General features: G+C 37.4%; 25 protein-coding genes. 8 read left to right on the forward strand and 17 right to left on the reverse strand.

From position 1 onward, the window contains the following. Positions 1–154: 154 nt before the first annotated feature. On the forward strand, positions 155–1,561 hold the full coding sequence (locus tag FW757_RS05440; RefSeq protein WP_182717275.1) for an alanine/glycine:cation symporter family protein: 1,407 nt from the start codon (positions 155–157) through the stop codon (positions 1,559–1,561). Positions 1,562–1,635: 74 nt separating this feature from the next. Beyond that, entirely contained in the window at positions 1,636–2,682 is a 1,047-nt protein-coding gene (locus tag FW757_RS05445) for a patatin-like phospholipase family protein (RefSeq protein ID WP_446440949.1), read from the forward strand. A gap of 133 nt (positions 2,683–2,815) precedes the next feature. Here FW757_RS05445 and FW757_RS05450 read toward each other — a convergent pair whose 3' ends face one another. The 13 genes from FW757_RS05450 to FW757_RS05510 form a co-directional block, all read right to left on the reverse strand. Next, positions 2,816–3,757 (reverse strand): DUF4238 domain-containing protein, encoded by a 942-nt coding sequence (locus FW757_RS05450; protein WP_446440950.1) that lies wholly within the window; start codon positions 3,755–3,757, stop codon positions 2,816–2,818. A gap of 583 nt (positions 3,758–4,340) precedes the next feature. Next, entirely contained in the window at positions 4,341–4,724 is a 384-nt protein-coding gene (locus FW757_RS05455) for a hypothetical protein (protein ID WP_446440951.1), read from the reverse strand. A gap of 41 nt (positions 4,725–4,765) precedes the next feature. After that, a complete protein-coding gene (locus FW757_RS05460; protein ID WP_446440952.1) occupies positions 4,766–5,245 on the reverse strand; it encodes a hypothetical protein in 480 nt (159 codons plus the stop codon). Positions 5,246–5,261: 16 nt separating this feature from the next. Beyond that, positions 5,262–5,672 (reverse strand): hypothetical protein, encoded by a 411-nt coding sequence (locus FW757_RS05465; protein WP_446440953.1) that lies wholly within the window; start codon positions 5,670–5,672, stop codon positions 5,262–5,264. A gap of 217 nt (positions 5,673–5,889) precedes the next feature. After that, on the reverse strand, positions 5,890–6,075 hold the full coding sequence (locus FW757_RS05470; protein ID WP_339691066.1) for a hypothetical protein: 186 nt from the start codon (positions 6,073–6,075) through the stop codon (positions 5,890–5,892). An 86-nt stretch (positions 6,076–6,161) separates the two neighbouring features. After that, positions 6,162–7,310 carry a zonular occludens toxin domain-containing protein gene (locus tag FW757_RS05475; RefSeq protein WP_446440954.1) on the reverse strand — a complete coding sequence of 383 codons (1,149 nt, stop codon included), beginning with the start codon at positions 7,308–7,310 and terminating at the stop codon, positions 6,162–6,164. 4 nt (positions 7,311–7,314) lie between these two features. Then, on the reverse strand, positions 7,315–7,638 hold the full coding sequence (locus FW757_RS05480) for a hypothetical protein (protein WP_446440955.1): 324 nt from the start codon (positions 7,636–7,638) through the stop codon (positions 7,315–7,317). Next, positions 7,631–9,502 carry a hypothetical protein gene (locus FW757_RS05485; protein WP_446440956.1) on the reverse strand — a complete coding sequence of 624 codons (1,872 nt, stop codon included), beginning with the start codon at positions 9,500–9,502 and terminating at the stop codon, positions 7,631–7,633. The genes FW757_RS05480 and FW757_RS05485 overlap by 8 nt, the downstream gene beginning before the upstream one ends. 247 nt (positions 9,503–9,749) lie before the next feature. After that, entirely contained in the window at positions 9,750–9,884 is a 135-nt protein-coding gene (locus FW757_RS05490; protein ID WP_282435187.1) for a hypothetical protein, read from the reverse strand. Between the two features lie 24 nt (positions 9,885–9,908). After that, positions 9,909–10,172 (reverse strand): hypothetical protein, encoded by a 264-nt coding sequence (locus FW757_RS05495; protein WP_446440957.1) that lies wholly within the window; start codon positions 10,170–10,172, stop codon positions 9,909–9,911. A gap of 3 nt (positions 10,173–10,175) precedes the next feature. After that, complete coding sequence (locus tag FW757_RS05500; RefSeq protein WP_446440958.1) at positions 10,176–10,493, reverse strand: hypothetical protein; 318 nt, start codon at positions 10,491–10,493, stop codon at positions 10,176–10,178. 39 nt (positions 10,494–10,532) lie between these two features. Further along, the gene (locus FW757_RS05505; RefSeq protein WP_446440959.1) at positions 10,533–12,524 is read right to left on the reverse strand and encodes a replication endonuclease; all 1,992 of its coding nucleotides are present in this window, start codon (positions 12,522–12,524) and stop codon (positions 10,533–10,535) included. Continuing rightward, the gene (locus FW757_RS05510; RefSeq protein WP_446440960.1) at positions 12,521–12,712 is read right to left on the reverse strand and encodes a hypothetical protein; all 192 of its coding nucleotides are present in this window, start codon (positions 12,710–12,712) and stop codon (positions 12,521–12,523) included. The genes FW757_RS05505 and FW757_RS05510 overlap by 4 nt, the downstream gene beginning before the upstream one ends. Positions 12,713–12,843: 131 nt before the next feature. Here FW757_RS05510 and FW757_RS05515 point away from each other — a divergent pair, with 131 nt between their 5' ends. After that, positions 12,844–13,182, forward strand: a complete 339-nt coding sequence (locus FW757_RS05515) for a DUF3693 domain-containing protein (protein WP_169017723.1) — start codon at positions 12,844–12,846, stop codon at positions 13,180–13,182. A 100-nt stretch (positions 13,183–13,282) separates the two neighbouring features. On the opposite strand, the gene FW757_RS05520 is transcribed toward FW757_RS05515, so the two are convergent. Continuing rightward, on the reverse strand, positions 13,283–13,846 hold the full coding sequence (locus FW757_RS05520) for a lipid-binding SYLF domain-containing protein (RefSeq protein ID WP_145239042.1): 564 nt from the start codon (positions 13,844–13,846) through the stop codon (positions 13,283–13,285). 142 nt (positions 13,847–13,988) lie between these two features. Between FW757_RS05520 and FW757_RS05525 the strand changes: the two genes are divergently transcribed. Both FW757_RS05525 and FW757_RS05530 read left to right on the forward strand, forming a co-directional pair. Beyond that, positions 13,989–15,200: a tyrosine-type recombinase/integrase gene (locus FW757_RS05525; RefSeq protein WP_149980295.1), complete on the forward strand. Its 1,212-nt coding sequence runs from the start codon at positions 13,989–13,991 to the stop codon at positions 15,198–15,200. Then, positions 15,201–16,391, forward strand: coding sequence for a cation:proton antiporter (locus FW757_RS05530; RefSeq protein WP_446440961.1), 1,191 nt, complete (start codon positions 15,201–15,203; stop codon positions 16,389–16,391). It abuts the gene before it with no gap. Positions 16,392–16,446: 55 nt separating this feature from the next. Here FW757_RS05530 and ydiJ read toward each other — a convergent pair whose 3' ends face one another. Continuing rightward, entirely contained in the window at positions 16,447–19,503 is a 3,057-nt protein-coding gene (ydiJ, locus tag FW757_RS05535; RefSeq protein ID WP_446440962.1) for a D-2-hydroxyglutarate dehydrogenase YdiJ, read from the reverse strand. A gap of 149 nt (positions 19,504–19,652) precedes the next feature. Here ydiJ and FW757_RS05540 point away from each other — a divergent pair, with 149 nt between their 5' ends. Continuing rightward, entirely contained in the window at positions 19,653–19,862 is a 210-nt protein-coding gene (locus FW757_RS05540) for a PGPGW domain-containing protein (RefSeq protein WP_145239030.1), read from the forward strand. A 77-nt stretch (positions 19,863–19,939) separates the two neighbouring features. Here FW757_RS05540 and ppsA read toward each other — a convergent pair whose 3' ends face one another. Continuing rightward, positions 19,940–22,315 (reverse strand): phosphoenolpyruvate synthase, encoded by a 2,376-nt coding sequence (gene ppsA, locus FW757_RS05545; protein WP_149980298.1) that lies wholly within the window; start codon positions 22,313–22,315, stop codon positions 19,940–19,942. A 154-nt stretch (positions 22,316–22,469) separates the two neighbouring features. On the opposite strand from ppsA, the gene ppsR reads away from it, so the two are divergent. After that, on the forward strand, positions 22,470–23,279 hold the full coding sequence (gene ppsR / locus FW757_RS05550) for a posphoenolpyruvate synthetase regulatory kinase/phosphorylase PpsR (RefSeq protein WP_145239024.1): 810 nt from the start codon (positions 22,470–22,472) through the stop codon (positions 23,277–23,279). A gap of 94 nt (positions 23,280–23,373) precedes the next feature. Here ppsR and FW757_RS05555 read toward each other — a convergent pair whose 3' ends face one another. Then, positions 23,374–24,723 (reverse strand): class II 3-deoxy-7-phosphoheptulonate synthase, encoded by a 1,350-nt coding sequence (locus tag FW757_RS05555; RefSeq protein ID WP_145239021.1) that lies wholly within the window; start codon positions 24,721–24,723, stop codon positions 23,374–23,376. A 1,280-nt stretch (positions 24,724–26,003) separates the two neighbouring features. Between FW757_RS05555 and FW757_RS05560 the strand changes: the two genes are divergently transcribed. Continuing rightward, a complete protein-coding gene (locus FW757_RS05560) occupies positions 26,004–26,879 on the forward strand; it encodes a DNA replication terminus site-binding protein (RefSeq protein WP_145239018.1) in 876 nt (291 codons plus the stop codon). Positions 26,880–26,899: the final 20 nt, after the last annotated feature.

Consider the following 26,899-nt stretch of genomic DNA (forward strand, 5'->3'; position numbering starts at 1 on the left):
GGGAATTGTAGGGTGTTGTAAATAACTTTTTGTTATTTTAATACACTCAATACTTGCTAATTTATATCAGCAAGATAAAGTATTGCCAACTAAATATTCTTAAATTCAGCATATGTATTCTATTGCAGGTTGAAAAATAATAACAAGGGCAAACATGTTTGATTTAATCGTAGGCAGTATAAATAACCTGCTTTGGGGTGAAGGACAAATACTGATCTACATTTTACTGTTTACAGGTATTTGGTTTTCAGTACGCTTAAAACTGATTCAAATTTTAAAATTTAAACACATGTTCAGCCTTCTCAAAGGCAGTAGCAAATGCAATAAAAACGACATTAGTTCGTTTCAAGCACTGTGCACCGGATTAAGTGCGCGGGTTGGAACTGGCAATTTAGCCGGTGTTGCTGTTGCGATATCATTAGGTGGCAGTGGCGCCATATTTTGGATGTGGGTGATTGCCATACTGGGCATGGCGACCGGTTTTGCAGAAAGCGTACTTGGCCAAGTGTATAAAGTACGCGATAGTCAAGGCGAATTTAGAGGTGGCCCCGCTTATTATATTCAACAAGGAATAGGCAGTCGTAGTCTCGCTATCGCGTTTGCGTTGTGTTTGTTCTTAGGTTATGGCTTTACTTTTAGCGCGATGCAAACCAACACCATTACTGATGCGCTTAATTTCGCTTTTGAAATTCCAACCTTATATTCAGGCATAGTCATAACCCTACTTGCAGGCTCTATTATACTCGGTGGCTTTAAAGCTATTGCCCGCTTTGCTGAGCGAGTAGTGCCGGTGATGGGCATTGTATTTGTACTGGCAGCTGTGATTATTACCTTGATTAACTTCACCCAAGTACCTGCTATGTTGAAGGATATATTCTTATCTGCTTTTGGGCTGCAAGAAGCCGGTGCAGGCGCAATGGGCGCGGCAATCAAAAACGGTATTCAACGTGGTTTATATTCTAATGAGGCCGGTGCAGGTAGTGTGCCGCATGCATCAGCAAGTGCGTCGCCTATTCCAAATCACCCAGTAACGCAAGGGTATATTCAAATGCTCGGGGTGTTTTTTGATACTATAGTGTTGTGTAGTTGTACCGCTGTGATTATCTTATTGGCTGATATTGATATCAGTGGTGAGATGGCAGGCATTCGCTTAACACAAGCGGCAATGACCGCACATTTAGCACAAGGGGGCGTGTACTTTGTAGCAGCAGCCATTACTTTATTTGCCTTTACCTCGGTAGTGGCTAATTACGCTTACGCCGAAAGTAACCTACATTTATTTAAGCTCGATAATAAAGTAGGGCGCGGCATTTACACATTTTTATATCTATCAATGATGATGTGGGGGGCGTCTGCCACATTAAAAGAAGTATGGGATTTAGCCGATATTGCTCTTGGCTTGATGACAGTTGTCAATGTAATTGCCATAATACTGCTCACCCCGACTATTTTAAATGTCACAGACGATTATAATAGGCAACGAGCTGAAGGTATTGAGCCTGAATTTAATGCAAAAAATGTGCTCATTCAAGGTAAAACCGAGCAGGGTATTTGGCACTAAACATGACTATTGTTGTGAGGTTTTTTGCATAAGTATTCACCTTGCTGGTTGTTGAAAATGATTAAGTATTTTTTATGATTGATATATATGCAGGTAAAACTGCGGCAAAAATAATTACAGAACAAGGTTTTAAGCCCGACCTTTTTAATGCCTTTTTAGGTGCATCCGGTGGCCCTAAATGGTTTACTTTATTTGGTTTAGATAAGTATATTTTTGGTGAGTTTTTTAAAAACCGATCATCGCAACTCAATTTAATTGGATCATCGGCTGGAGCATTCAGATCTGCATGTTTTTCACAAAACGATCCCGTTGCGGCCATTGAACGCTTAGCAAAATCGTATTCGCAAACCCGATATTCTAGTAATAAACCCACTCCTAATGAAATTACCACTAAAGCCCGCGCACTACTCGAAGATGTGTTTGGCGATAACGGTGTCACCGAAATTATAAATAACCCCGTATTTAAAGCGCATTTTATCGTTGCAAAATCTAACGGGTTAATTGCCAGTGAACATAAATTAATACAGCTTTTGGGTTTATCAAAAAGTTATCTGTTTAATCGCGTTAATCGTAAATTATTAGGCGGGCAATATGAGCGTTTTATTTTTGGCGCACCGAATAGTAATTTAAGTATTACTGACAGCTACAATTTTAAAACTCAAAATATCGCACTCACACAAACAAATTTAAAAGATGCCTTACTGGCATCGGGATCAATACCGCTAGTAATGCAAGGTATAAAAAATATTGCCGGCGCGCCTGCAGGCATGTATCGCGATGGTGGTATTGTTGATTACCACTTTGATTTTAAAATTAACAATCCTGGACTTATTCTATATCCACATTTCAATTCAGATCCAAAAGCAGGGTGGTTTGATAAAAGTTTAAAACGTAAAGTCGCCGCTGAAAATTACGATAACGTAGTAATGATCACTCCCTCTAAAAAATTCATCGCCAGCTTACCTTACGGAAAAATCCCCGACAGAAACGACTTTACAGATCTCGATGCGGATACACGTATAAAATATTGGCGAACAGTATTTAGCGAGACTGAAAAATTAGCCGATGATTTTGATAAAAAACTCAATAGTGAAAATGTTGAGCTGAAAATAATTGAATGATCTAATCTATCAAGTAATGTAGTTTTATGAGTCGTAGTTAATAATCCATAAATTATCGTACGTAATATTAAAGGAAAGGGCGAAAGCCCTTTTTATCAATTATTTACAATGTTAGCAATAAGATATAATGACACTAGTGAGTTTTCATAAATAACTTTCTGTATTCATTTATAGAAGATTCTGAATCTGCAAAATAAGTTTGATGTGAATTTTGAACAATTAATGAGTTAAATAATTTTACATCTTCTGTTGTACATAACTCATTAAAAAATTTAGTTTTTATATCACGTAAGATTACATACCCAAACTTTGGTGAGATTGGAAAATAGAGATCTTTACCATTACCAGTAATACTTTTAAGACTTACTACTGGTGAATCAGAAGTAATAAATGAAATGTCTGAAGAGTTAATTAATGGGATATGAATATCGATATTACAATTTGTTAAGAGATTAAGAGCGTAATTTTGCCCAAAGACAAAACTAAAAAACCACCAGTGTTTTCTAAATACACTCAATAGAATGTCAATATCTTTTTCATCTCTAAAATTCTCATTTAAAGAAAATCTAGGCCACAAATTTAACTTAGAAAAACTACTATCTTTTAAATCCTTAGTCCTAGTTGCCTGATGACCAAGAAAATTCATAAAATCTTTAAAGTAATCTGAGTTTTCAAGGATATTAAAATCACCATTACTTAGTTGAGGCAAAACTTTAAGCATTTTACCCTCTATTTTAGAATGATAATTCTCTAAAAGGTTAATTTTCCAGTTATTAACACTATCGGATTGTTTTAAAGCAGCTTTAAACGAATTGTAGTAATGAAGGTTTATCTCGTAATTAGAATCAGATATAAACTTAAGAATGATCTTAATATATAGATCTTCATAATTTTCAATATGTTCCAATTTATAAAAAAAATCTTGCTTAGCTACTCCAAGCGCGGTTTCAGTTGCTGCAATATGTTTTTTAGTAGCAAAGTAAGCTAATTTATTATCAACCTGCCAATTTTCTAGATAACGCCGCCAAACAAAATGATGATTTTTTTTGGGTACTAATTTTTTAGATTCTAGCAAAATTAACTTCCTGTCTTTTCTGAAATATCACCAACAATATCTAGTAATTGGTTCTGTAATTCAAATAAATACTTATCTTGTGTAGATGTCTGTCTTTTGAGGTTTTGGTACATTTGCTCTGATTTCTTAGCAGAACATTTATATCGGTGTACTAACTGTAAATGAGATGGTTTTACTATACCCCAAGGCGTAGTCATTTTGTTGTCGTGATATCAAATTCTATAATCTGCCCATGGGCGAGTAGGAGAAAATAGCCTAGATAAATTATTTAAATTTGCTTTAGCTGACGCGTTTGATAAAAGTATAGCTATAAAAAATTTGAATTAAAACTAATTGAAAAATTTAAGCTATAAGTTATTTTTGGCTGATAGCTGATAGCTGATAGCTGATAGCTGATAGCTGATAGCTGATAGCTGATAGCTGATAGCTGATAGCTGATAGCTGATAGCTGATAGCTGATAGCTGATAGCTGATAGCTGATAGCTGATAGCTCATAAATTACGGTACGTAATATTAAAGAAAAGGGCAAAAAGCCCTTTTTTATTATGTAGTTAATGCAGCTTTCAGCTATGACAGTTTGACTTTAGTGATATATAGGGTCACAAGCTTTAACGTATCTTATTTCATTTTCTTTTGTACGATTATTCAGATATAAATCGGTAAAATAATTACAAACATCAAGCTTTTCCTTAAACTCTTCTTTTGTATATTTAGAGCGTACTTCACGCATATATTTATCAGCTTTATTTTTATTCGACTCAATCTGTAATTTTCTCTGACGTTCCATAGCAAGTTCAAGCTGTTGATCAAATGTAAGCTCATTGCTTTCTTTAATGGTTTTTTGATTTTCTTCAATATTGTTTAAGTAGTTCTGAAGTTTATTGTATTCGTATGCTTCTTTAGCAAACCAAAGAGTAGCACCAGCAACGACTATGATAAGGTATAGTTTTAGGTCATTAAAATTCATTTTTAGTCCGTTAAATAGAAATAAAAGGGCGAAAAGCCCCCTTATAATAGTTCCTTAAGATATGCATACACTTTGGTAAGATCACCGCTACTAATATAGCCTGAATAAGCCCACATAACTGTGCCTAGTGTTGATATTATGTTTGTAGTAATAAGAGTTGAGTACTCACTTACTATTTTTTTATTGTGCTCTTTGTTAGCCTCTAAAGCATATTCTTTACTTACAGTTTGCGCCTTAAATGATGCATTAGGGGTGATTTTAATCCATTTATCACTAATAAAAGAGCAAGGAGGCTTAATATCAGAATTGAACTTAGGGTAATATGAGGCTTTAAGTGAACATAATAGACTAAATACAGTCAACAAAGCACCAAGTGAACCTAAGTAATTCCAATTGCAAGTAGAAATAACAAATAAGACATGTATTAGTATTGTAATTATAAAAAACAACCAAAAAAAGTAAGATGTTTTTAATCTATTAAAGTCAAATGACTTCAAAATAAAGAGATAAAATTTATTCATAAATTTCCTTTAAAAATTAACTATTAACTCTAAGAGATATATCTCCAATTATATCTAAAAGTTGGCTTTGTAGGTCAGATAAATACACATCTTGTGTTTTATTTTGCTCCTTAAGTGTTTTGTACATGGTTTCAGATTTTCTTGCTGACCATTTATACCTATGAACTAATTGAACATCGGATGGCTTAACTTTTCCCCAAGGGGTAGTCATTGTGTGGTCGTGATAGGAAATTCTACAATCTGCCCATGGGCCAGTTGGAGGAAGATAACCCCGATACATAATTGAGATCAACTTTTCGATTGGCTTAGATGCTTTATTTGCTTTCACATACCGCCTTACTTGGCGTTCACTTACACCCAGTTCTTTAGCGCCTTTTGCATAGTCAAAGCCGAATAATGATAAGAACTGCATTTTAAAATTTCCCATTGTGATTTACTCCTTTATTAAAAATCACAATAGGAACTCGGCATAGGTGTAAATCTCGGTTTAAGCATTACCAGAAATTCCGAATTAGTTTATCAAGGGCGCAAGCGCGGTATCGAGTAACTAAGGGCATGGGTTGCGCTGCGCTTGGTTACGACCGATAAGCCGTGATGCTAAATTAATAAAAGTGTGCGGTCTACATGGCTGCGCCATAGGTACGCTAAACTGCCTTTTTCATGCGACCAGTTATGACACTGCGAGCCATAAAGGGGATGTGGTCGGGGTTATCGATTAAAAACTCTATCATTTGTTTTATCTCAACTTCTGAGTCATCAGGTATCCAAAGGGTTACTTTTTTTAATCCTTTGCCTTTTTGCTTTTGTTCGTACTTTTGATTTCTAGTCATAGTGTCACCAGTGACGGTATCTTATTTGTAAATATTTAAACGCCAGCCTACGGTTTCAACAAGTTGAAAAGCGTAGGCTCTGGCGTTTAATTGGATGTATATAAATCATGGTATGATTCGTCGGGTACTTGATTAAAAATCTGTCCTCTTGGTCTATATCTAAAAACTGCGGCCAAATGGTCACCGCGATATGCTTCAATACCTAATAAAGTTTTCTTTAAGCGATAGCCAAGCATCAATAATTCATCACGTGTAAATTTATCAAGTATTTGCTTATTTGAGTTTTCGACAACCAATAAAACGTCAACTATTCGGCCTTTATAAATTTCTTCGTAAGTAATGATAGAGTTGTTTTGCTGAATTAAATCCCTCAACCTTTCATATGGGTCTGTACTGGATTTAGGTTTTGGTTTTTGCTCAGCTGATTTTTGTGGCAAGTCGCCAGTTGAAATTAATTGGTTATTTTCGGGTTTTGAAACGGGCCCGTTGCTAGGTTCTTTAGCTTTTGCAGCTTCTAACTTTGATTCACTGTCAAAAAAAACATTTAGAAAATAAAGTGAAAAAGCCACAAGAAAAATAAATAAAGGTAAATAGAAAATAAACTGCTTGGACTTAAATACATTAACACGGTCATCAGAATAAACATCTGTGTTGCCAGTTGTTTGTTGGTGACTAAGATAAGAACCAAAATATTTAGAGTCGTACTTTTCAACACCAGATTTTATTTTAGTAAAAACGACATCGCCTTTTACGCCGTTAATAGAACCTTGGTACATTTCCCATTTATATTTACTATCCATACCAACCATAGATAGTTTTAAAAATGAAATTTTGCGTTCTATTCTTCGTTTCCATGTGGTGTGACAATCTGCAAGAGCTTGACCCATGCAGATTATATCCATACCTCTATGGCGATGCTCAGCAATGAATTGTGTCATTTCATCACTAAGCTTTTGCCTGCCACTGGGGAAGAAGTTTTGAAGCTCATCAATAACAAGTAAGCAATCATTTTCAACCAAGTCATAGGCAGTATGCACCTGCTCTTCTGTTATTTCTGTGTAAAGCGCTTTAAGTTCATCAACTGTTTTGCCTGTTAATTCACTTACTTTTTCAAAGTTAAAACCATTTAAACGTGCGTAAACTTTGCGGCCTTTGGTTAAGCTTGGAATTATATGCTTAACAAGTGCTTCGTAACTTTTACCAGAACCTGGTAACCCTTCGTGAAAAATTATCATATTATTACCACTGGAATAAGGTTAATACTTTTCGGGTTAAACGAAACGTATAACCCAAACCTATTAAAGCCAACGCATCACTAAAGCCAGTTGCACCCAATAGATAACCAATATCTGATGGTATTCCAGAAGTAAGAGCACTTATGCCACTTTGAATAAATTGTGGCGGGTCTATCATTGCAAAGACAAATCTAAACCCCTCTAATAGACGCTCGAATGTTTGTAATGCTAACCACATAAAAGCATTCAAAATAAAAATAATTATTTCATAGCACCAATCTATAAAGGCTTGCCATTGCTGAGCTAGCCAGTCTATAAAATCATTCAATTGCAATCCTCCAAGCAAAAAGACCTGCAACTAGCATTAAAATAGCTCTTATATATGGGAGTATATTTTGAACAGCACTTGTGCAAAATTGGTCAATTTTTATATTTAAATTAGCATCCATTACAGTAACGGTTGTTTCCCAAACTGGGCAAGAGCCACCAAAAGAAGTGACAAAGAAATTATCTATTGCAGAGAACAAAGGTAAGCCGCGCATGGCATCTATATGCTCTTCCATAACGGTTCCAAAATTATTGTTTTCCCAATCGAACTCGGCTATTTCTGTGTACGCATCAGGTTTAGTTTCATAATCAATTAATGGTTTATCGCCATCGTATTCACTGAGTTTTTTTAATGACTCGGTGTGCTTTTCGAGTTCGGTTGTTTGCTTTTTCATTTCTGTTAATTGGGTATCTAGCGCGGAAATTATGCCATCTTCATCAACCCCGTTTATTTCAGACATAGTGCCATCTTCGCACGATATTTGAGCATCACCATTAGGCAATTGAACCGTTGTACATGAATCGCCATTTTCCAACTTTGCAGTTCCACTTTCACATGCGATAGATGCGCCGTCTGGGGTATTAATGACTGAGCAACCGACACCGTCCTCGCCATCTATACCGTCCTTACCATTAATGCCATCTTTACCGTCAACACCCGCTAGGCCATCAGCACCGTCTTGACCATCAATACCATTTGTACCATCAACACCGTCTTTACCGTCAGCACCTTTTTCACCAGTTGCACCATCAGCACCGTCTTTACCATCAGCGCCTTTTTCACCAGTTGCACCATCAGCGCCGTCTTGACCATCAATACCATTTGTACCATCAACACCGTCTTTACCGTCAGCACCTTTTTCACCAGTTGCACCTTTTTCACCAGTTGCACCTTTTTCACCAGTTGCACCTTTTTCACCAGTTGCACCTTTAGCACCAGCAACACCTTGAATACCTTGTTCGCCCTTATCTCCTTTTTCACCTTGGTCACCTTTAAGTTGACCGGAATTTACCAAAGCCGTTAAATCCTCTTGCTTCAAAAAGCTAGCTTCAATAGCTGCGATTCGCTGATTATCTAAAGCGCTGGCTTGTGCAAGACCTGTTACTGTATTCCAATTGATAGCAATTGAAGATTCAGGGCAATCAACTTTGTAGATACCAGAGGAATTGCTGACTGAGCAAAATTTATCTTCTGCGGGTGGTGGTTTAACATTCATACCATCTTCGGAACATTCTTCACCAGTGAAATTACCACCACCAACTGGTGACCAATTGGTATGCGTTTCGTTTGATACACCGTCAATCCAAGTGGTTGATGTAACCTCACATTTTTTGCCTTTACCATTATCGACACACTTAGGCCGAGCACCATTTGCAGTTAAATTATTAGGAACTGTTATTGAATTTAATGCAGGGTCATTGCCTATGGAATCAGCGCAATCAGATTCGGGGAGTAATGGTTTTGCACACATAAAAGCATCTGGATCTTGAGATGTTGGCATAGGAACAGAAATGGTATGTATTGGGGAAGTTGAAGGTGGACATGCATCAACAAATTCACCACCATAGAAGGTTGCCACAAAAGTATAATAAAATTCCTCCCAAGATTTAGACCTAGTTTGAACAAATATATAGTAAACATCAGGTGATGAAGATAACTCTGATTTAATATCACCTACCTGATAAGAATATTGTTGAGAAATTTTATATTGTGAATGTACGTGTGCTAAACAAGTTGATAAATCAACATCAAGAAGAGGTGAAGAAAATGCACAGCGGCCAAAAGGTTGTTTATCTGGTGAACGCAAATCTGACATATCGGGTTGTTCAGCCATTACTACAGATGCAAAAACGGTAAAAAGCATTAGGAAGAACCAGAGCTTAATGAAAGCAAAGGTTGATTTTATTGGATGACGTAAAACGTATTTAAAAAAACGCCAAAACCAAGATATAAATTTACGCACCTTCAAAACCACGAATGACCGCAGCGGCGCAAGCAATTCCAAGAACGGCATAATAAATTCCCCAAATCATAATAATTCTCCATTAAAAAAGCCCCGCAACTTGTAGGTGAACAGGGCTTAAATTGCGTTTAGGTATGTTGTTAAGTTACTAGCGGAACCAGCCAATAACTTGATTGTAACCCCAGCGAGCAACACCCGGTGCTAACTTAATAGCGGCGCAAGCAGTAATACCAGCGACAACAGTTGTTGAATCAATAGCTGCTGTAATTGTTGAAAAATCCATAATGAATTCCTTGTAAGTTAAAGTTTAATTATCATGTTCTGGTTTAAACCAGTTGATTACTGTGCCGTATGCCCATGAGGTCATATAGCAGATTATGACTAACGAAAAACCACTGACAAAAAGCGCCTGTGCTACTTCGATAGAAATTTCACTCGGGTCAAAAAGTGATGACGCAAGTAGAAACTGTTGGTACTCGGTAGGCTCTAACATGACAAAGCCAGTGCAATCTTGAATAGATTGTGCCGTTGGTTTAAGTTCGCCATATTCGAGCTGTACACAAGTAGCCATAAATTACTTAACCTTACTTTCTTGAGGTAAGCTGTGAAGACGGAAACCTTTCCAGTCCATTTGACGTGCCACATTAGCACCTTCGTAATATTCAATATTGAGTAAAACAGGCTTTAAGCCCCAGCCGTTAGGGTCTGACTGTAAATGCTCAACTTGCTGATAAGTACCATCGTTAAATTGGTCAGCAGATACCTTCACAGATAAAATCTGAGCAGGGTTTTTTGTGTGAAGTTTAAATTCACCAGTTGTAGGCAGGGGAGCGCCTTTATCATCTGTACGATTAACTTTTACTAGGTCTGTAATAGCGCCTTCAATATTCATAATTTCTCCAATTGGGTTTAGTTTTATTAATAGTTACAGTTAATGACACAAGTCCAAGCTCACGACTTCGTCGCTCGTAATGTTGCCAGCCAAAGCTTCATAGTCCATGAATAGACACATGTTTTGATAATCTTCCAGAACGCACGCTTCAAGGAACTGCATATCTTCATCACTAGGTGCGAATAAACGGCCATCATCATGCCAGCCTTGTATCTGCTCAGAGACACCGCACATGATTTTGCGTTGAGCTTTAATATCTTTTTCAGTGAGTATCTGGGTAGTACCGCGTCGAGTAATTACAACAACAGCATCCCATGCAACACCTAAAATTCTATTAGCTGGTTGGTCACCGTATTTAGTAGCAAAGTAGGGCGATTTGGACTCACTGCGGCTAACTTCGCCAGTAATACGGTCAACAATATCGGGTAATTGGTAGTGAATGCGTAACGTTTGGTCTTTACGTTTAACTTGTACGCCACCCATAGCAAGACAAAACGCTTTCCAATCTGATGAATCAGCGGCTTGGCGTACCTTCTCAAGTGCGTATTTTGAAACTGTATCTAGTGTTGTATTCATTGCGTTTGCAACCTCACATTTGCCAGTATCACCTTGGCCTAATCGTCTAAGTTCACGCCAAAGAGTGACCGAAGGGCCGCCAATTTGCTGAAAACGTCTAATATCAAACGTGCTCGCCCAAGTAGATGCGCGTTCTGCGGCATCCGCTGGAAGTATTTTCATTTCACCAGCTTGCGAGCAAATAACTTTGTCTATGCTGTCACCAGTCACCGCTTTTGTGATGTACTTAGCAATGTAACCAGCAGCAGAGCCTTTACTTTTATTAATCGTAATGGCCTTAAAGCGGGTAGTGCTTGTTTTAAATTCCGTGGGTGTATCTTCAGTACACAGCTTTTTCATGATTGCGCGAACTTGTATCGCATCGCCTTTCTCCATGAATAAAAGCATGTGCCAGTGTGGGCAACCGTCATGATGTGGTTCAACAACACGGAATCCATACGGGCGTAAATTTTGTTTTGAGAATAGGGCGCGGGCACGTTTCCAAATACCGTTAAAATATTCCTGTGCATCCTGAGGGGTTGAACCATCATATTTATTATTAGGTCTACCAGTATGGTGAACTGCATGAAAACGACTAGGCGCAGATAAGGTATAGAACTCGCCACGATGGCCGTGCATGTCTGCTAGTTCTTCAAAACCTCGAATACGTACCATTAATTCAGCCGCTTGTTGTTTGCCTGATGTGTGGGAACGTTCAATAATTGATTGTAATGTTTCAAATTCATCAAACGGGTTTGCATCGTTTGGAACAACAAATAAATCAGACATTATTTCAGCTGATTTGCGCTTACGTTCTCGGCGGTTCTGAATGGTTGGTTGTGATACATAAGCACTTGCTTTTTTATGTACGAGCCTTAAATCTCGGGCTAGCTGCTCGATGGTAAATGCTTGGATTTTACGTAATTTCCGACGCCAGAAAATTGGGTCAGCAAAGCGATTTAAAATACCTGTTAAAGAGTCAGCTGCAAAGTGTGTGCAATACGGTGCAACTAATTCAGGCTCTTGAATATCAAAGGAATTTAAGTATTTAACCAGGATGTTAAATAAAGATAAAGTGTGGCCATTTTTGCTTATTTTCAGCTCACAATAACGCGCTTTTTGCTCAGCAATTTCGCATAATTCATCGTCTGAACATGATAAATTAATATGCCCGTATTCAAAACTTCCTAGAGTTAAAGCGGTATCAGCAGATTTTAAACGCTTGTTTGCTTCAGCTAAATTGTTGAATTTTTCAGCCAAAAAGTAACCGGTGCTAAGCATATGAGCAAGGTTTGAATGACGCTCAAAAATACGATTTCGCCACGATTCAAAGTCAAAAAAACGTTCTTTCATTGGCTTAGAAAGGTTCTCAAAAACGTCTTTTGCAGTGTTCGCAGGGTGTAAGTTTGCCGTTAAATTCATTGCTGTATTTAGTGGGAAAACTTGAGCATATTGGGCGTTAGATAATGAGTTCATTTTGAAACCTCATCACAATAGGTATCTTTAGTTATTATGTTTATCACTAACAAAGCCATTAGAACCATAAAAAGATATGAGCCAGAAAAAATCACCATAGTCACAGGGTCAGCAATTGAGATAGAAAAATTATCTAAAAGATACATTGATAACGTGGAATCCAATTCTTGGATTATTTCTAAAGTCATATCCTTAATCCCATAAAGGTGACAAACTGTCATTCTTGAATGTTTTGGAGTCTAGCTTTCACGCTTGACAGTTGTCAACTTTTTATTTATCAAGATTGACAGTTATAATTAACTTAGCGAGGAGAAATGCTATGAACTTTAGTTACGAACTAATTGAAAAATATAAAAATTTCATGGGTTATAGTCAGGATAAACAAGTCATTTCTGATTTTGAAGAATTTAACTCAGGTAATATGTCCCAAATTAAAAAGGGAACGCGTCATCTAACCGCGAATCAGTGTATTTTTATGGCCAATACGATTGGTATGGATCAAAAAGAAGCATTGTTGAAACTTGCTATCGAAAAATCAAAATCGAAGGAAGAAGGTCAAATCTGGTCTGATATTGTAAAAAAGATTAGTGCAGCATGTGTAGCGCTAACACTAGTTGCAGGACTAGCAAACGCTCCAACTGAGGACGCATTTGCGTAATAGCGATATCCCATAAATTACGTTATGTTAAACAGGCTGAAATAAATTAAAGTGGGCGTAATCATACGAACTAGCCCACTTTTAGAAGGGTTTTGAGGTCTTAATTTAGCTCTGAATCTACCCAGAATTTAGTGCCTTTTAGTACGGCTTGTAATGCAAGGCCATTTTCGGTTAATGAATAAACAGTTACTTGGTCTGCAATGGCTTCGGCAACAAGTGCACCGCCTTTATCTTGGTATTTTGCCGCTGCATCGGCATTGCCACCGAAGGCCCAACCATTTTCAATAAAACGATTTAACGCAGCTTGATTATGAAAAACCATTACAACGTTAAAGTCTTTAACACCTAAACCAAGTCCTAAACCAGCTTCACCCATATTCATATAAGTGGATTTACCCGTCAAATTATTTTTAACCACACCATAGCCGCCACCAAAGCTGGCTAAAACAACATTGACATTAGCATTATCAAATACTGCATAACCAGCGGCATTTTTAATTTGCTCTTTAACATCTGGTTTTTCTTTGTATAATTTACTTAGTGTATCTGCTCGCATATTTTGCACTAGATTACGCTTTTCAGTTGGAGAAGCACTACCTGTTGTAGCACAACCAGACAGGACTAATGTTAGTGCAACTAAACTTAAAACTATTAACTTTTTCATATGCCTTCCTTAAACCAGCAACATTGCTTTGATATTATCTGATCAGCTTAACAATATAATCATCCACTAAGTCCAATACTAGACAGTATCGGACTTTAAAGTTAAACTGTAACTACTTTATTTTATTAGAAATAACTATATTATGCTTGTTGCTTTGGTCGATACATTAAAACAATTACGGTATCAAATTGCCCATCTTGAAGATGATACAATGCAATCAGAATACCCAGAACTTGCCACCTTTATACAGCAAGTTGGCTTGACTGTCGCTGAATCTAAGCAAGAATTAGTATTTTTGTATCAATTTTTATATGTTTATGGTCGAAAATCAGAAGCGACATATAATCGTTTTCGGAACGAACTCGAACGCTTTTACCTATGGTCTTGGTTAGTCGCAGAAAAATCAGTATTTGAATTAAAACGTGAAGACATAGAAGCCTATGTCGATTTTATGGTCGAACCCGATAAAAGCTGGGCGATGACTTCAGTGCAATGGCGCTATAAAGATGAGCAAGGGATCCGTAGATTAAACGAAAATTGGCGCCCTTTTATGCTCAAAGAATCTATTGCTAGCCAACAAACATTAGCTGCCATGTTTACTGCTTTAAATGTATTTTACAAGTTTGCTATTTTAGAAGAAAAAACCTTTGCTAACTTTGTACCGGTTGTAAAAAAGAATAGCCCTTATTTAGTTGTGCAATCACAAATAAAAATTCCTGATACCTTGAGTGATATTCAATGGGAATATGTATTTGGTGTCACACGTGATAAGTGTGAGCAACAACCTGATCTTGAAAGAAATTTATTTACCTTAGCGTGTTTAAAAGGTCTTTATTTACGGATCTCTGAACTATCAGAGCGACCACAATGGTCGCCTGTTATGTCTCATTTTTGGCAAGATAATGATGGCTTTTGGTTTTTAAGAATTATGGGTAAAGGAAATAAATTACGTGATGTCACACTCAGTGAAGATTTTGTAACTTATTTAAAACGTTATAGGTTGTACCGAGGTTTACCAGCCCTGCCCCGCGTTGATGAATCTGATCCATTGGTGCATAAAATTCGTGGTCAAGGCGGAATGACCGTTCGACAAATTCGTCGCTTAGTTCAACAAAGTTTTGATTTAGCCAAACAATCTTTACTTGATGATGGCTTTACTGATGATGCCGAGCAACTAGAATCGGCAACAGCGCATTGGCTCAGACATACTGGTGCTACGCATGATGCACAAACTCGCCCTTTAAAACATTTATCAGAAGATTTAGGACATGCAAAAATTGCCACCACCGATCAAATATATATTCAGACAAATATCAAAGAACGAGCAAAATCTGGACTTAAAAGGAAAATCTAAATGGAATATGTTGTATTAGCTGCAGTGGGTTTAGCCTTTTTAATTTATTCATTATCTATGCATCAATTAGAGCGAGCTGAAATTACCGGACCTATGTTTTTTGTTATTATCGGTGCGTTGATCGGGTTTATGCTACCAAGTAAAACGGCATATTTAACCAGAGACTTAGATCACTTATTACCTTTAATAGAATTAACACTGAGCATATTTTTATTTACTGATGCGGCAAAAACCAAACTGATGGTTTTAAAACACAGTTTTCAATACCCTAGCCTATTACTTTTTATTGCTTTACCACTTACTTTGTTTGCTGGAATTATTATTGCGAGTTTAATGTTTACCCAGCTGACACTTATTCAAGCTGCACTAGTTGCAATAATATTAACGCCGACAGATGCAGCGCTTAGTAAAGGATTATTAAATAGCAGCGCGGTGCCTGAAAAAATTCGTGAAGGGATCAATACTGAAAGTGGTTTAAACGATGGTTTATGTGTGCCAATATTTTTAGTCTTGATGTTGTTAGCAAAAGAGCCTGCATCTACATTTTCGGTTTTTGATACGGTCGTTGTTTTTGCGCGTGAATTAGGTGTGGCTATTCTGGTTGCAGTTGCTGCAATGGGATTGATCATTCCCTCGATTAAATTTGCCATGCAACGTCATTATTTTTCAAATAATAGTAGCCCATTTTTAGTGGTTGGTATGGCAATGGCCATTTTTTCAATCGCACAAAGTTTGCATAGCAGTGGTTTTATTGCGGTGTTTGTTGCTGGATTAATTTTTGATAGATTTACCGATCAGGCTTTACGCTTAAAACTCGTTGAAGATAGTGAACACATCGCGGACTTTACTGGTTTGTTGATCTGGTGTTTATTTGGTTTTGTATGCAGCTATTTAGTTTTGCCAGAATTATCATGGGCACTTACTGTATTTGCACTACTGAGTACAACGCTTATTCGAATTATCCCTGTGATGTTGTCATTACAATTTACTAAATTAAAAATGAAAGAACGTTTTACTTTTGCTTGGTTTGGCCCGAGAGGCTTAGCATCTATTGTATTTACTTTAATGGTGATCGATAGCGGCATCGAAAATAAATACCTTATAGCTACGATTGCTATGACAACTATTTTATTTAGTGTTTTTATTCATGGTATGAGCACCAAGCCTATTGCTGATAGTTATTTAAAATAAAAAAACGATATAAAAAATGCCGCAATCCTTTTTAAAAGCGTGCGGCATTTTTATATTAAATGTTATTGCTTAGCTTATCTGCTAGTAGTTCTATTGGGTGTTTTGGTTTGAATTTTTCATAGCGTTTAACTTGGCTACGACAAGAAAAACCGGTTGCTAATAATTGCTCAGGTTTATTTTTCTCTACAACACCTTGCCAACTCATTTCATATAATGCTCGAGAGTTTTTTTGGTTTTGCGCTTCATGGCCATATGTACCTGCCATACCGCAACACCCTGTTGCTGTTGTATTAAGTTTTAGGCCTAAGTCAGTAAAAATTGTTTGCCATACATTCGCCGCTTTTGGTAATGCGGTTGTTTCAGTACAATGACTTAATAACGTAAATGTTATATTGCTATCAACTTTGTTAGCTAATGATTTAAAAGATTGTGTTGCTAACCATTCATGAGCAAGTAGCACTTCAAATTCACCACGTTCATCACCTAAAATAGAATTATATTCATCCCGATAACACATTACTAATGATGCATCTAAACCTACAAGTGGTGCATTTATTTCAGATAATGAATTTAAAAATGTTGCTGCATTTTTTGCTGTGATCTTAAATTCATTTAAAAAACCTTTAACGTGTTGCGGTTTTCCATTTGGCTTAAACGGTAACAGTATTGGCTTCTTACCTAGTGCGGAAATTATTTTTATAAAACTTTCTACCAGCTCAGCTTCATAAAAACTGGTAAACGGATCTTGCACAATTAGTACATACTCACTTTGTTGCTCGGGAGATAAGCCTGAAAGTTGTGCAAAATTAAATTCGTGTGTTTTATTAATCCGTTTTGTTAAACGTGGTGAACTAAGCACGGGTGTATCAACATAGCCAACAGATTTTTTTATTAATGAGCTGACTAATTTAGTTTTTACAATTGGATTTATTACATTTGAAAATTTGGCCATTAATGGTGCACTGGCTTCAATATTACCGACTAGATAATCTTTAAGTGGGCGCGCGTAGTAACTGTGATAATAATTTAAAAAACGTGACCTAAAAGTAGGTACATCAACTTTTATTGGGCACGCTGTGGTACATGCTTTACACGCTAAACACTCATCCATTGAGGCTTTAACTTCATGAGAAAAATCATATACGCCTTTCTTTTTATCGCGGCTATGTTGAAAACGTTCCCACCAGGTGATCACTTCACCTTTATTAAGTTCTTTTTCAACCTCAATTAAATCAATCTCTTTTGCTTCTTGTAATCGTAACCATTCGCGCATTAAACTTGCGCGACCTTTAGGTGAATTACGACGATCACCGGTTACTTTATATGATGGGCACATTGGAGAGTTTTCATCATAGTTAAAGCAAATACCATTACCATTGCATGTCATTGCATTATTAAAACTAGTTTTAACATCAACCGAAATTTGTCTGTCGAACCACGAACGCTTTTGATCGTCAACGCTAACTAGTGAGTCCTTACTTTCAATTGGAGTACATATTTTACCGGGATTAATCCTATTGTTAGGATCAAAAGCTGATTTTATAAGTCGTAATTGCTTAAATAAATGCTCACCAAAAAACTCAGGGCCATATTCACTTCTATACCCTTTGCCGTGCTCGCCCCACATTAAACCACCGTATTTAGCTGTGAGTTTAACAACTTCATCAGAGATCACTCGCAGTAATTTTTCTTGTTCGGGATCACACATATCAAGTGCCGGTCTAACATGTAATACACCGGCATCAACATGACCAAACATGCCATATTGTAAATTATGGCTATCGAGCAAAGCTCTAAATTCAACAATATAATCTGCAAGATTCTCAGGTGGTACGGCGGTGTCTTCAGCAAACGCCAAAGGTTTTTGTGCGCCTTTAACATTACCTAACAAGCCAACTGATTTCTTACGCATGGCATAAATTTTTAAAATATCAGCCTTACTGCTGGTAAGTTGATAACCAATTACGCCATTTTTTTGTTGTGCAACGCAATCATCGAGTAATGCACATAGCGATTCAACTTTGTCTTTTATGTCATCAGGCGATACAGCATTAAACTCAACCATGTTAAGCCCTTGCATATCCTTATTTGGCACATCGGTTATTAAGTCCGATACTGAATGCCAAATTATATCTTCACGTGCAAGATTTAAAACTTTGCTGTCAACGGTTTCAACTGAGGTAGCACGAGCATCGACCAAAAACGGTGAATGCCGCAGTGCCGAATCAAAGCTATCATACTTGATGTTGATTAAGGTTTTGAATTCAGCAATAGGTGTGATGTTTAATTTAGCCTCAGTAACAATACCAAGCGAACCTTCTGAGCCTGTTATTAGCCTACTCATATCAAAGGTTTGTAAGTCATCACTTAGCACATGTTCTAAGTCATATCCGGTTAAAAAGCGATTTAAACGTGGAAACTTGGCTAAAATTGCATCACGCTCAGACAAACAAATATCAAGCACTGTTGCGTACAGTTTACCGATTGTAGTGTTTTGTTCAGCAATTAGTTTGGCTTTATCAATGTCTATTGGTGTCGTTGACATTTGTGTGCCATCGACTAAATAAGTGGTAAGTCCTAAAACATGATCGCTAGTTTTACCATACACCAGTGAGCCTTGTCCTGATGCATCGGTATTAACCATTCCGCCGATTGTTGCGCGATTACTCGTTGATAAATCAGGTGCAAAGAAAAATCCATAAGGGCGTAAAAAATCATTTAGTTGATCTTTAATCACGCCCGTTTGCACTCTAACCCAACCTTCTTCAGGATTAATTTCGAGGATTTCTCGCATATAACGTGATAAATCGACTACGATCCCGGGAGTTAATGATTGACCGTTGGTGCCTGTACCACCGCCGCGAGGTCCAAAAGTCAGCGATAGATAAGGGTCTTGTGCAGCAGTTTGCAGGGCAATTTGAATATCTTTTTCAGTTTTAGGAAAAATAACACTTTGCGGTAACTGCTGGTAAATACTGTTATCAGTTGATGCAGTTATACGAGTGGCATAACTTGCATCAGTGTCGCCAGTAAACCCTTGTTTAATTATAGTTTTTAAGTAACTTGCGACTAAATCGGTCGCGGCATCTTGTTGGCTAATAGTTGCTATCATGACGGTAGTAAATTAAGGCATTTGTTCGATTATATCATGCTAAAGAGCAATAGAAATTGAAGATTTTACAGTTTGTAACACTCTTTTTATCGTAAAAAGACTGTGATTACTTATACTCATAGTAGATGCTTAATTGCGAGGGAATTGAAATGAAAAAATGTGTATTAGTTTTAGTCGGCAGTTTATTTATGTTGCTGGGATTATTTTTTGCTATTGTACCAGGCCCTTCTTTGATCTTTTTTATTGCAGGGCTTATGTGTTTCTCTTTTTATTACCCTAAAGCACGCCATTATTTAGCAATTTGCCAAAAAGCGCTGACAAAATCTTGCGCGTTCTTAGATAAGAAGTTAGCCCGATAAAAGTTATAAATAGGCTATAACATATTGAGTAAACAAAAATGCCAGCAATAACGCTGGCATTTTTTATACTTTAACGATTATTTTGCTAATTTTTTAGCAAGGTATAACCAAGTTTCAAGTACTGTATCTGGGTTTAGTGAAACAGAATCAATGCCCTGCTCTACTAACCACGCAGCAAAGTCTTCATGATCTGATGGACCTTGACCACAAATACCAACATACTTTCCTTTTGCTTTGGCAGTTTGAATTGCCATAGAAAGTAGTTTTTTGATTGCAGGGTTACGCTCATCAAATAAATGGGCAATTAATCCTGAGTCACGGTCTAAACCAAGCGTAAGTTGCGTTAAATCGTTTGAACCGATTGAAAAGCCATCAAAATGTTCTAAAAATTCATCAGCAAGTAATGCATTTGATGGAAGTTCACACATCATGATTACTTTTAAGCCATTTTCGCCACGTTTAAGACCATGTTCTTCAAGTAATTCAATAACACGTTTACCTTCTTCAAGGGTACGTACGAATGGGATCATGATTTCAATGTTGGCCATATCCATGTCGTTACGAACACGTTTGATTGCTTCACACTCTAGTGCGAAACAGTCACGGAAATCTTCCGAAATATAACGTGCTGCGCCACGGAAACCAATCATTGGGTTTTCTTCTTCAGGCTCGTATTGTTGTCCGCCAACTAAGTTAGCATATTCATTTGATTTAAAATCAGACATACGAACAATTACACGCTCTGGTGCAAATGCACAGCCTAAGGTCGAAATACCTTCAACTAATTTAGCAATATAGAATTCAACCGGTGATTCATAACCTGCAATCATCTGTGTGATTTCAGCTTTTAACTCATCTGTTTGAGCATCAAAATTTAGCAATGCTTTAGGATGCACACCAATCATACGGTTGATAATAAATTCAACGCGAGCAAGACCAACACCTGAGTGTGGTAAGCGTGCAAAATCAAATGCACGATCTGGGTTACCAACGTTCATCATGATTTTCATTGGTAGTTCAGGCATTTTATCGACACGTGAAGTGAGGATTTCAAAATCTAAAATACCTTCATAAATAAAGCCAGTGTCGCCTTCAGCACATGATACGGTTACTTCTTGGCCTGCTTTAATCAGGTCAGTTGCATTACCACAGCCTACAACTGCTGGAATACCTAACTCACGGGCAATAATTGCCGCGTGACATGTACGACCACCACGATTAGTTACAATCGCTGCAGCACGTTTCATGATAGGTTCCCAATCTGGATCAGTCATGTCGGTTACTAAAATGTCACCTTGTTGAACTTGATCCATTTCTTTAATCGAATCAAGTACACGAACAACACCTGAGCCAATTTTATGACCGATGGCACGTCCTTCAACGACAACAGCACTGCTGCCATTTAGTTGAAAACGCTCCATAACATTCGTATCTTCGTTTGAACGAACTGTTTCAGGGCGAGCTTGTACAATGTATAGCTTGCCGTCATTACCGTCTTTTGCCCACTCGATATCCATCGCGCGGCCATAATGTTTTTCGATGATCACAGCTTGCTTTGCAAGCTCTTGAACTTCGGCATCGGTAATTGAGAATTTATTTGAAAGGGCTGCATCTACATCTACGATTTCTACTTGTTTACCATGCGCTTGATCGGCAGAGTAAATCATTTGAATCGCTTTTGAGCCAATATTACGGCGCACTACAGATGGCTTACCTTTAGCAAGTGTTGGTTTATGAACATAAAATTCATCAGGGTTTACTGCGCCCTGTACAACCATTTCACCTAGACCATAACTTGAGGTGATAAACACGACATCTTCGAAACCTGATTCAGTATCAATACTGAACATAACGCCAGACGATGACTTATCAGAACGTACCATGCGTTGAATACCCGCAGATAATGCTACGCCGCGATGATCATAACCCTGGTGAACACGGTATGAAATGGCACGGTCATTGAAAAGCGATGCGAACACATGCTTGATGGCGACCATTACTGAGTCGATACCACGTACATTTAGGAAGGTTTCTTGCTGACCTGCGAATGATGCATCAGGCATATCTTCAGCTGTTGCTGATGAACGTACTGCGAATGAAACATCGTCTGCTGCATTGCCGTGGAGTTGGCTGTATGCGTCGCGAATGGCTTGGTCTAAATTAGGTTGGAATGGGGTGTCGATAATCCACTGACGAATATCAGCGCCGACTTTTGCTAGTGTATTTACATCTTCCACGTCCAGTGTGTCTAAAATGTCGTGGATCTTTGCATTTAGTCCTGATTGCTCAAGAAACTCATTAAATGCGTCTGCGGTAGTAGCAAAACCACCTGGGACTTGTACACCAGCGTTTGCTAGGTTAGAAATCATTTCGCCGAGTGAGGCATTTTTGCCGCCAACACGAGGAACATCTTGCATACCAAGCTCTTGATACCAGAGAACGTATTCTTGCACGGATCTTTCTCCAAAAAAACAAATTGTAGTAATAACTGTGAGAGTTAAGAAAGAAAACCTTCTAAAAAGGTCACCTTCATTCTACACTGGCAATAGACCTTACGTAAACCGTAGGGTGGCTATTTTAACTATTAAACGTAATAAAAAGGTTAATATGAGAACTGCATTTTATATTTCTGACGGTACTGCTATTACTTCTGAAGTATTTGGCCACGCCACTTTGTCATTATTTCCCGTTGAATTTAATCATAAAACTATCCCTTTTGTTGAAACTGAAAAAAAAGCGAACGAAATAAAAGCATTGATCAATGCAACGGCACAACGCGAAGGCGAAAAACCTTTGGTTTTTTTTACTTTTGTTAATCACAATTTAAGTGAAATTATTCGCTCATCGAACGCCGTTACTTATGATTTCTTAACTACATTTAGTGAGAAAATTGAGCAAGAACTAAAAGTAGCGCCGGTGCCTAAAATTCATCGTACTCATTCAATGCATGAAAAAAGTTATGACTTTAGAATTGATGCCGTGAACTATGCGCTTACGAATGATGACGGCGCTAATATAAGTAACTATGCTGAAGCCGATATAATTTTGGTCGGCGTAAGCCGCAGTGGTAAAACGCCAACTAGTTTATATTTAGCACTACAGTATGGTATTAAAGCAGCTAACTACCCTATCACTGAAGAAGATTTAGATTCGGGTAACTTACCACAGTGCTTAGTAGCCTATAAGCATAAGCTGTTTGGTTTAACGATTGATCCAGTCAGGTTGGCTGATATTCGCCAACGCCGTATGGCTAATTCAAAATACGCTTCACTTAAGCAATGTCGAATCGAAGTACGCGAAGTTGAAATGCTGTATAAAAAACATAAGCTGGCGTATTTAAATTCGACCCATCATTCTGTAGAAGAAATTTCCGCTAAGATCATTTCTGATACTAACCTTGAGCGACGTAAGTACTAACTTCAATATAGTTAATTTTAGTTACACAAGGTATAAAAATAATATCGGACATTAAAAAAGCCGCATCTGCGGCTTTTGATTTTTTGGACTAACTCTACTTACGTGCGTCTTTTAATAAATCTGCAACTAAGAAGCCAAGTTCTAATACCTGATCAGCATTTAAACGTGGGTCACACTGTGTGCGATAACGCTGTGCTAGATCGTCATCAGATAATCCGTAAGCACCACCAGTACACTCAGTAACATGTTGGCCAGTCATTTCTAAATGAACACCACCTGCATACGAGCCCTCAGCTTTATGAACTGCGAAGAACTGGCTGATCTCACGCAAAATATTGTCAAAGCTTCGGGTTTTATACCCTGATGTCGCTTTTTCAGTATTTCCGTGCATTGGATCAGAACTCCAAATTACTTTACGGCCTTCTTGTTGAACGCGACGTACTAAGGCCGGCAACTTTTCAGGAAGTACATCAGCACCCATACGTGTAATTAATGTTAAGCGCCCTGGGATGTTATCTGGATTAAGCGCATCAATTAAACGAATTAAGTCGTCAGGATCCATTCCTGGGCCAACTTTTACCCCAATTGGATTTTTAATACCTTTAAAGAATTCGATATGAGCATGATCAAGTTGGCGAGTACGTTCACCAATCCAAACAAAATGTGCTGAGCAGTCATACCAATCACCAGATAGATGATCACGGCGAGTAAGCGCTTCTTCATACCCCAGTAATAACGCTTCATGAGAGGTGTATAAATCAGTCTCTTTAAGGCTTGGTGCAATTGTTGAGTTAATACCGCACACTTCCATAAACTCAAGCGCATCTTGAATCTTATCCGCAAGTTGTTGGTATTTTTCTTTAAGTGGGTTTGCTGCAACAAAACCCATGTTCCAGCGATTTACCTGATGTAAATCTGCAAGTCCACCTTGTGCAAATGCGCGTAATAAATTTAATGTTGCTGCACTGTGATGATAAGCCGTCATTAAGCGTTGTGGATCGGGAATACGCGCTTGTTCAGTAAACTCAAAATTATTTACGATATCACCACGGTATGAAGGTAAAGATACCCCATCAATGGTTTCTAAATCTGCTGAGCGTGGTTTAGCATATTGCCCTGCCATGCGCGCAATCTTAACTACAGGGCATTTACCGCCATAAGTTAGTACGACTGCCATCTGTAATATTGTTTTAAATGTGTCACGAATATTAGCGGCATTAAAGTCACTAAATGATTCAGCACAATCACCACCTTGAAGTAAGAAGGCACGGCCTTCACAAACGTCTTCTAGTTGTTTAAATAAACTACGGGTCTCTTCTGCGAAGACCAGTGGCGGTGCACTCTTTAATTGGCCTTCAACAGTTTTCAGCGCTTCTTGATCTGGATACTGTGGCTGCTGAAGTATTGGGAGCTCTCTCCAGCTATTTGGGTTCCACGACTGCATATTAATTTCCTCATTCCTACATTTACCTGATAGATGAAAATTAACGTATGCAGTGCCCCTGTTCAAGGACTATATTCGCTAATTATCAATTATTTAGTTATGAGATAAATATTATTGATGATTTGCACTGTTCTGCCACCTTTTTATTTTTTAAAATATGCACAGGGTATTGTTTAACTTATTAATATAAAACATAAAATTAAATAATACAGCGAGACCTTAGTAAATAAACTAAGTGCCTACTCTACAACTGAAAATAAGAACACATCATACTTAAATTGTAATGCTATGTAACCTTAACTTTACAGATGAAATTAGATTATTTTTTATATCAAATGGCTGAAGTTTAAAATATGTGCTAAGGGTGCTGAGTAATAAAGAGGTATACCTAAATTAAATGAAATTCAGTTCGTCTGATGTTGCTTGTAACTACCTTGTTTGATTCATGTTGGCACGTATCTCAAATTACTGATAGTTGTCAATTCAAGCCTGAATGACACTGCAATTAAATTAAGGCAATAGTATGTAATTGTAAAATTCGAGCGCTGGTTTGACTCCAACTCCTATACATCTTATTGGCCTATTTCTCAGCGTTCATATAACATTTTTATAATGCCTGGCTTAAACTAGATAGGTTTAGCAGCTTGTTATCACTGTAGTTCAGCTCTTTAACTATATCGACGATTACTTAAGCTTCATGGTTATAAAGTCTGTAAGCGCAGTTTATTTTTGTGCTCACAGCCATAAACTTACTCACTGCAACTGCACGACTGATAATTTGTAAGCTGTTTCAAATTAGATAATCCCCTGAAGCAAAATTGAAATAGTGTGCCTATGAGTAATTTATAGAATTGGTCACATCAATAAGCTCCCGTAAATTGTTGCATTGATATACCAGTATCCATTGGCAACTGAAAACTACAATAGAGTTAGTCCTCACCCTTTAATTACACAACTTATACTTGAGGTAAATACCTCTATCGCATCGGAGATTATACAATTGCAGCAACATGATGTACTTAATCATCAGCTCAAAGGCAATAATTAAACATACTTATTTAGAGATGATCGAACTTTTAAGTTAGAAAAACTATCAACCTATCCGTTATAAGGTCCTTACCAAGAACAAAGAACACATCATACTTAATTTCATTTATAATATATACTTAGCATCGAGTAAAATTAAACGATAAATAAACAGGTGATTGTGCGCTGCTTTGTTTTTAGTTTAACTGCGGCTATGGTAGACTATTATCATCTATATTGTATGATGTGTTCTTATGGTAACTAAAGTACAAATTCGCAGTCAGTTCGATTTACTTAGTGATTTAACTAATCACTTTATTGATGATTTAATGCAATGCGATTATTCAAAGGCTGATTATTATCAATTGCCTGATATTGATAGTAACGATGAAAAGATAGTCCCTCAATCGATCAATGTTACGAAAATTACAGGTGCTACGGGCCAAAAGTTGATTTTAAATTCATTTAACGATATCTATAAAAAATCAGGCTTAAGTAGTCGTGTTTTAAAACGTCACCCTGGGTTACTGGTAATAAAAAATGCGGATCAAAAACAACTTGTTGCTCGAATTCAACAATTAAATAAAGCTAAAGCTGCATTTAAAGAATGTATTCTAGCCATTGATAATAATGATGCTCGCTTTGAAGCGGTTCATAATGCGATACCAAATTTAATAACACTCGCCGCGTACCGTAAAATTCATTTTGAAGTAAACTCCCCTTTTTCAGTTCGTTTTACCTGGATGCACAAACACGCGACTAAAACACTGACAAAAAAGATGGCACTAGCCATGCTCGAAAAATCAGCCGGTTATTCCAATCCTAGAATGATAGATCAACTCAGTTGGCAAACACTCGTTGCTCAAGAACAATTACGTGTCGCTAGTTTAGGAGATAAAGATAAGTTACGAATAAGACGCCCCACCCGCGTTAGCCCACAAGTAAATGTGAGATACACCGCGCAAAATCGTTATCATGTTAGTGCCGCACTACCTTTTATTTTGATAAACCCTGAACCGGATGTAAAACTAGGTACGTTATCAGATTATCAAAAACCACAAAGCCATCCGCGTAAACGAGAGTATGATTTTCTTGTTGATAGATTATATTTGGAACAAGTTGATAAATAATTATGTTAAAAAGGCCGCTA

Source organism: Pseudoalteromonas sp. 1181_04, assembly GCF_052850545.1.

Excerpts from the sequence above, each read along its gene's own strand:
- FW757_RS05440 (WP_182717275.1), top strand. The coding sequence starts at position 155 with ATGTTTGATTTAATCGTAGGCAGTATAAATAACCTGCTTTGGGGTGAA.
- FW757_RS05445 (WP_446440949.1), top strand. The coding sequence starts at position 1,636 with ATGATTGATATATATGCAGGTAAAACTGCGGCAAAAATAATTACAGAA.
- FW757_RS05455 (WP_446440951.1), bottom strand. The coding sequence starts at position 4,724 with ATGAATTTTAATGACCTAAAACTATACCTTATCATAGTCGTTGCTGGT.
- FW757_RS05460 (WP_446440952.1), bottom strand. The coding sequence starts at position 5,245 with ATGAATAAATTTTATCTCTTTATTTTGAAGTCATTTGACTTTAATAGA.
- FW757_RS05465 (WP_446440953.1), bottom strand. The coding sequence starts at position 5,672 with ATGGGAAATTTTAAAATGCAGTTCTTATCATTATTCGGCTTTGACTAT.
- FW757_RS05470 (WP_339691066.1), bottom strand. The coding sequence starts at position 6,075 with ATGACTAGAAATCAAAAGTACGAACAAAAGCAAAAAGGCAAAGGATTA.
- FW757_RS05475 (WP_446440954.1), bottom strand. The coding sequence starts at position 7,310 with ATGATAATTTTTCACGAAGGGTTACCAGGTTCTGGTAAAAGTTACGAA.
- FW757_RS05485 (WP_446440956.1), bottom strand. The coding sequence starts at position 9,502 with ATGCTTTTTACCGTTTTTGCATCTGTAGTAATGGCTGAACAACCCGAT.
- FW757_RS05490 (WP_282435187.1), bottom strand. The coding sequence starts at position 9,884 with ATGGATTTTTCAACAATTACAGCAGCTATTGATTCAACAACTGTTGTC.
- FW757_RS05495 (WP_446440957.1), bottom strand. The coding sequence starts at position 10,172 with ATGGCTACTTGTGTACAGCTCGAATATGGCGAACTTAAACCAACGGCA.
- FW757_RS05500 (WP_446440958.1), bottom strand. The coding sequence starts at position 10,493 with ATGAATATTGAAGGCGCTATTACAGACCTAGTAAAAGTTAATCGTACA.
- FW757_RS05505 (WP_446440959.1), bottom strand. The coding sequence starts at position 12,524 with ATGAACTCATTATCTAACGCCCAATATGCTCAAGTTTTCCCACTAAAT.
- FW757_RS05510 (WP_446440960.1), bottom strand. The coding sequence starts at position 12,712 with ATGACTTTAGAAATAATCCAAGAATTGGATTCCACGTTATCAATGTAT.
- FW757_RS05515 (WP_169017723.1), top strand. The coding sequence starts at position 12,844 with ATGAACTTTAGTTACGAACTAATTGAAAAATATAAAAATTTCATGGGT.
- FW757_RS05520 (WP_145239042.1), bottom strand. The coding sequence starts at position 13,846 with ATGAAAAAGTTAATAGTTTTAAGTTTAGTTGCACTAACATTAGTCCTG.
- FW757_RS05525 (WP_149980295.1), top strand. The coding sequence starts at position 13,989 with ATGCTTGTTGCTTTGGTCGATACATTAAAACAATTACGGTATCAAATT.
- FW757_RS05530 (WP_446440961.1), top strand. The coding sequence starts at position 15,201 with ATGGAATATGTTGTATTAGCTGCAGTGGGTTTAGCCTTTTTAATTTAT.
- ydiJ (WP_446440962.1), bottom strand. The coding sequence starts at position 19,503 with ATGATAGCAACTATTAGCCAACAAGATGCCGCGACCGATTTAGTCGCA.
- FW757_RS05540 (WP_145239030.1), top strand. The coding sequence starts at position 19,653 with ATGAAAAAATGTGTATTAGTTTTAGTCGGCAGTTTATTTATGTTGCTG.
- ppsR (WP_145239024.1), top strand. The coding sequence starts at position 22,470 with ATGAGAACTGCATTTTATATTTCTGACGGTACTGCTATTACTTCTGAA.
- FW757_RS05555 (WP_145239021.1), bottom strand. The coding sequence starts at position 24,723 with ATGCAGTCGTGGAACCCAAATAGCTGGAGAGAGCTCCCAATACTTCAG.
- FW757_RS05560 (WP_145239018.1), top strand. The coding sequence starts at position 26,004 with ATGGTAACTAAAGTACAAATTCGCAGTCAGTTCGATTTACTTAGTGAT.